The organism is Acinetobacter sp. 228, from assembly GCF_048147885.1.
Genome location: NZ_JAYWYV010000038.1, coordinates 1 through 4,895, shown reverse-complemented (window position 1 = coordinate 4,895; position 4,895 = coordinate 1). Strand labels below are relative to the sequence as shown.

The following is a 4,895-nucleotide window of genomic DNA, read 5'->3' as shown; positions in this document are numbered from 1 at the left end:
TTCCCTATTGAGGATATTTACTGGACTGAATTAGTTGCCAGCTATGATCCATATAATATTGAGATAAAGCCAAGGCCAATATCTAAGTAACTAGATAAGAGGAATCGATTTTCCCTTAATTTTCTGGCGTCCACTGCATGTTATGCCGCGTTCGCCAGGCTTGCTGTACCATGTGCGCTGATTCTTGCGCTCAATACGTTGCAGGTTGCTTTCAATCTGTTTGTGGTATTCAGCCAGCACTGTAAGGTCTATCGGATTTAGTGCGCTTTCTACTCGTGATTTCGGTTTGCGATTCAGCGAGAGAATAGGGCGGTTAACTGGTTTTGCGCTTACCCCAACCAACAGGGGATTTGCTGCTTTCCATTGAGCCTGTTTCTCTGCGCGACGTTCGCGGCGGCGTGTTTGTGCATCCATCTGGATTCTCCTGTCAGTTAGCTTTGGTGGTGTGTGGCAGTTGTAGTCCTGAACGAAAACCCCCCGCGATTGGCACATTGGCAGCTAATCCGGAATCGCACTTACGGCCAATGCTTCGTTTCGTATCACACACCCCAAAGCCTTCTGCTTTGAATGCTGCCCTTCTTCAGGGCTTAATTTTTAAGAGCGTCACCTTCATGGTGGTCAGTGCGTCCTGCTGATGTGCTCAGTATCACCGCCAGTGGTATTTATGTCAACACCGCCAGAGATAATTTATCACCGCAGATGGTTATCTGTATGTTTTTTATATGAATTTATTTTTTGCAGGGGGGCATTGTTTGGTAGGTGAGAGATCTGAATTGCTATGTTTAGTGAGTTGTATCTATTTATTTTTCAATAAATACAATTGGTTATGTGTTTTGGGGGCGATCGTGAGGCAAAGAAAACCCGGCGCTGAGGCCGGGTTATTCTTGTTCTCTGGTCAAATTATATAGTTGGAAAACAAGGATGCATATATGAATGAACGATGCAGAGGCAATGCCGATGGCGATAGTGGGTATCATGTAGCCGCTTATGCTGGAAAGAAGCAATAACCCGCAGAAAAACAAAGCTCCAAGCTCAACAAAACTAAGGGCATAGACAATAACTACCGATGTCATATACCCATACTCTCTAATCTTGGCCAGTCGGCGCGTTCTGCTTCCGATTAGAAACGTCAAGGCAGCAATCAGGATTGCAATCATGGTTCCTGCATATGATGACAATGTCGCCCCAAGACCATCTCTATGAGCTGAAAAAGAAACACCAGGAATGTAGTGGCGGAAAAGGAGATAGCAAATGCTTACGATAACGTAAGGAATTATTACTATGTAAACACCAGGCATGATTCTGTTCCGCATAATTACTCCTGATAATTAATCCTTAACTTTGCCCACCTGCCTTTTAAAACATTCCAGTATATCACTTTTCATTCTTGCGTAGCAATATGCCATCTCTTCAGCTATCTCAGCATTGGTGACCTTGTTCAGAGGCGCTGAGAGATGGCCTTTTTCTGATAGATAATGTTCTGTTAAAATATCTCCGGCCTCATCTTTTGCCCGCAGGCTAATGTCTGAAAATTGAGGTGACGGGTTAAAAATAATATCCTTGGCAACCTTTTTTATATCCCTTTTAAATTTTGGCTTAATGACTATATCCAATGAGTCAAAAAGCTCCCCTTCAATATCTGTTGCCCCTAAGACCTTTAATATATCGCCAAATACAGGTAGCTTGGCTTCTACCTTCACCGTTGTTCGGCCGATGAAATGCATATGCATAACATCGTCTTTGGTGGTTCCCCTCATCAGTGGCTCTATCTGAACGCGCTCTCCACTGCTTAATGACATTCCTTTCCCGATTAAAAAATCTGTCAGATCGGATGTGGTCGGCCCGAAAACAGTTCTGGCAAAACCAATGGTGTCGCCTTCAACAAACAAAAAAGATGGGAATCCCAATGATTCGTCATCTGCGAGGCTGTTCTTAATATCTTCAACTGAAGCTTTAGAGCGATTTATCTTCTGAACCAGACTCTTGTCATTTGTTTTGGTAAAGAGAAAAGTTTTTCCATCGATTTTATGAATATACAAATAATTGGAGCCAACCTGCAGGTGATGATTATCAGCCAGCAGAGAATTAAGGAAAACAGACAGGTTTATTGAGCGCTTATCTTTCCCTTTATTTTTGCTGCGGTAAGTCGCATAAAAACCATTCTTCATAATTCAATCCATTTACTATGTTATGTTCTGAGGGGAGTGAAAATTCCCCTAATTCGATGAAGATTCTTGCTCAATTGTTATCAGCTATGCGCCGACCAGAACACCTTGCCGATCAGCCAAACGTCTCTTCAGGCCACTGACTAGCGATAACTTTCCCCACAACGGAACAACTCTCATTGCATGGGATCATTGGGTACTGTGGGTTTAGTGGTTGTAAAAACACCTGACCGCTATCCCTGATCAGTTTCTTGAAGGTAAACTCATCACCCCCAAGTCTGGCTATGCAGAAATCACCTGGCTCAACAGCCTGCTCAGGGTCAACGAGAATTAACATTCCGTCAGGAAAGCTTGGCTTGGAGCCTGTTGGTGCGGTCATGGAATTACCTTCAACCTCAAGCCAGAATGCAGAATCACTGGCTTTTTTGGTTGTGCTTACCCATCTCTCCGCATCACCTTTGGTAAAGGTTCTAAGCTTAGGTGAGAACATCCCTGCCTGAACATGAGAAAAAACAGGGTACTCATACTCACTTCTAAGTGACGGCTGCATACTAACCGCTTCATACATCTCGTAGATTTCTCTGGCGATTGAAGGGCTAAATTCTTCAACGCTAACTTTGAGAATTTTTGTAAGCAATGCGGCGTTATAAGCATTTAATGCATTGATGCCATTAAATAAAGCACCAACGCCTGACTGCCCCATCCCCATCTTGTCTGCGACAGATTCCTGGGATAAGCCAAGTTCATTTTTCTTTTTTTCATAAATTGCTTTAAGGCGACGTGCGTCCTCAAGCTGCTCTTGTGTTAATGGTTTCTTTTTTGTGCTCATACGTTAAATCTATCACCGCAAGGGATAAATATCTAACACCGTGCGTGTTGACTATTTTACCTCTGGCGGTGATAATGGTTGCATGTACTAAGGAGGTTGTATGGAACAACGCATAACCCTGAAAGATTATGCAATGCGCTTTGGGCAAACCAAGACAGCTAAAGATCTCGGCGTATATCAAAGCGCGATCAACAAGGCCATTCATGCAGGCCGAAAGATTTTTTTAACTATAAACGCTGATGGAAGCGTTTATGCGGAAGAGGTAAAGCCCTTCCCGAGTAACAAAAAAACAACAGCATAAATAACCCCGCTCTTACACATTCCAGCCCTGAAAAAGGGCATCAAATTAAACCACACCTATGGTGTATGCATTTATTTGCATACATTCAATCAATTGTTATCTAAGGAAATACTTACATATGGTTCGTGCAAACAAACGCAACGAGGCTCTACGAATCGAGAGTGCGTTGCTTAACAAAATCGCAATGCTTGGAACTGAGAAGACAGCGGAAGCTGTGGGCGTTGATAAGTCGCAGATCAGCAGGTGGAAGAGGGACTGGATTCCAAAGTTCTCAATGCTGCTTGCTGTTCTTGAATGGGGGGTCGTTGACGACGACATGGCTCGATTGGCGCGACAAGTTGCTGCGATTCTCACCAATAAAAAACGCCCGGCGGCAACCGAGCGTTCTGAACAAATCCAGATGGAGTTCTGAGGTCATTACTGGATCTATCAACAGGAGTCATTATGACAAATACAGCAAAAATACTCAACTTCGGCAGAGGTAACTTTGCCGGACAGGAGCGTAATGTGGCAGATCTCGATGATGGTTACGCCAGACTATCAAATATGCTGCTTGAGGCTTATTCGGGCGCAGATCTGACCAAGCGACAGTTTAAAGTGCTGCTTGCCATTCTGCGTAAAACCTATGGGTGGAATAAACCAATGGACAGAATCACCGATTCTCAACTTAGCGAGATTACAAAGTTACCTGTCAAACGGTGCAATGAAGCCAAGTTAGAACTCGTCAGAATGAATATTATCAAGCAGCAAGGCGGCATGTTTGGACCAAATAAAAACATCTCAGAATGGTGCATCCCTCAAAACGAGGGAAAATCCCCTAAAACGAGGGATAAAACATCCCTCAAATTGGGGGATTGCTATCCCTCAAAACAGGGGGACACAAAAGACACTATTACAAAAGAAAAAAGAAAAGATTATTCGTCAGAGAATTCTGGCGAATCCTCTGACCAGCCAGAAAACGACCTTTCTGTGGTGAAACCGGATGCTGCAATTCAGAGCGGCAGCAAGTGGGGGACAGCAGAAGACCTGACCGCCGCAGAGTGGATGTTTGACATGGTGAAGACTATCGCACCATCAGCCAGAAAACCGAATTTTGCTGGGTGGGCTAACGATATCCGCCTGATGCGTGAACGTGACGGACGTAACCACCGCGACATGTGTGTGCTGTTCCGCTGGGCATGCCAGGACAACTTCTGGTCCGGTAACGTGCTGAGCCCGGCCAAACTCCGCGATAAGTGGACCCAACTCGAAATCAACCGTAACAAGCAACAGGCAGGCGTGACAGCCAGCAAACCAAAACTCGACCTGACAAACACAGACTGGATTTACGGGGTGGATCTATGAAAAACATCGCCGCACAGATGGTTAACTTTGACCGTGAGCAGATGCGTCGGATCGCCAACAACATGCCGGAACAGTACGACGAAAAGCCGCAGGTACAGCAGGTAGCGCAGATCATCAACGGTGTGTTCAGCCAGTTACTGGCAACTTTCCCGGCGAGCCTGGCTAACCGTGACCAGAACGAAGTGAACGAAATCCGTCGCCAGTGGGTTCTGGCTTTTCGGGAAAACGGGATCACCACGATGGAACAGGTTAACGC

Annotated in this window: 8 protein-coding genes; 4 read left to right on the top strand and 4 right to left on the bottom strand. The window is 45.0% G+C overall.

What is annotated here, in order from left to right; translation table 11 throughout:
- Positions 1-90: 90 nt before the first annotated feature.
- The 4 genes from VXQ92_RS15370 to VXQ92_RS15355 form a co-directional block, all read right to left on the bottom strand.
- Positions 91-414 (bottom strand): antitermination protein N, encoded by a 324-nt coding sequence (locus tag VXQ92_RS15370; RefSeq protein ID WP_001564525.1) that lies wholly within the window; start codon positions 412-414, stop codon positions 91-93.
- 464 nt (positions 415-878) lie between these two features.
- Complete coding sequence (locus VXQ92_RS15365) at positions 879-1,313, bottom strand: protein rexB (protein WP_001245922.1); 435 nt, start codon at positions 1,311-1,313, stop codon at positions 879-881.
- A gap of 15 nt (positions 1,314-1,328) precedes the next feature.
- Positions 1,329-2,168 (bottom strand): protein rexA, encoded by an 840-nt coding sequence (locus VXQ92_RS15360; protein ID WP_000788349.1) that lies wholly within the window; start codon positions 2,166-2,168, stop codon positions 1,329-1,331.
- 112 nt (positions 2,169-2,280) lie between these two features.
- A complete protein-coding gene (locus VXQ92_RS15355; protein WP_000104864.1) occupies positions 2,281-2,994 on the bottom strand; it encodes a LexA family protein in 714 nt (237 codons plus the stop codon).
- Positions 2,995-3,094: 100 nt separating this feature from the next.
- On the opposite strand from VXQ92_RS15355, the gene VXQ92_RS15350 reads away from it, so the two are divergent.
- The 4 genes from VXQ92_RS15350 to VXQ92_RS15335 all read left to right on the top strand — a co-directional run.
- Positions 3,095-3,295 carry a Cro/CI family transcriptional regulator gene (locus VXQ92_RS15350; protein WP_000437875.1) on the top strand — a complete coding sequence of 67 codons (201 nt, stop codon included), beginning with the start codon at positions 3,095-3,097 and terminating at the stop codon, positions 3,293-3,295.
- A gap of 118 nt (positions 3,296-3,413) precedes the next feature.
- Entirely contained in the window at positions 3,414-3,707 is a 294-nt protein-coding gene (locus VXQ92_RS15345; RefSeq protein WP_000251069.1) for a lambda phage CII family protein, read from the top strand.
- Positions 3,708-3,739: 32 nt separating this feature from the next.
- Positions 3,740-4,639 carry a replication protein gene (locus VXQ92_RS15340; RefSeq protein ID WP_000185505.1) on the top strand — a complete coding sequence of 300 codons (900 nt, stop codon included), beginning with the start codon at positions 3,740-3,742 and terminating at the stop codon, positions 4,637-4,639.
- The coding region (locus VXQ92_RS15335) for a replication protein P (RefSeq protein WP_000788908.1) at positions 4,636-4,895 on the top strand (260 nt) is incomplete at its 3' end. The genes VXQ92_RS15340 and VXQ92_RS15335, both read left to right, overlap by 4 nt.

Coding starts and splice junctions, on each gene's coding strand:
- VXQ92_RS15350 (WP_000437875.1), top strand. CDS start 3,095: ATGGAACAACGCATAACCCTGAAAGATTATGCAATGCGCTTTGGGCAA.
- VXQ92_RS15345 (WP_000251069.1), top strand. CDS start 3,414: ATGGTTCGTGCAAACAAACGCAACGAGGCTCTACGAATCGAGAGTGCG.
- VXQ92_RS15360 (WP_000788349.1), bottom strand. CDS start 2,168: ATGAAGAATGGTTTTTATGCGACTTACCGCAGCAAAAATAAAGGGAAA.
- VXQ92_RS15340 (WP_000185505.1), top strand. CDS start 3,740: ATGACAAATACAGCAAAAATACTCAACTTCGGCAGAGGTAACTTTGCC.
- VXQ92_RS15365 (WP_001245922.1), bottom strand. CDS start 1,313: ATGCGGAACAGAATCATGCCTGGTGTTTACATAGTAATAATTCCTTAC.
- VXQ92_RS15355 (WP_000104864.1), bottom strand. CDS start 2,994: ATGAGCACAAAAAAGAAACCATTAACACAAGAGCAGCTTGAGGACGCA.
- VXQ92_RS15370 (WP_001564525.1), bottom strand. CDS start 414: ATGGATGCACAAACACGCCGCCGCGAACGTCGCGCAGAGAAACAGGCT.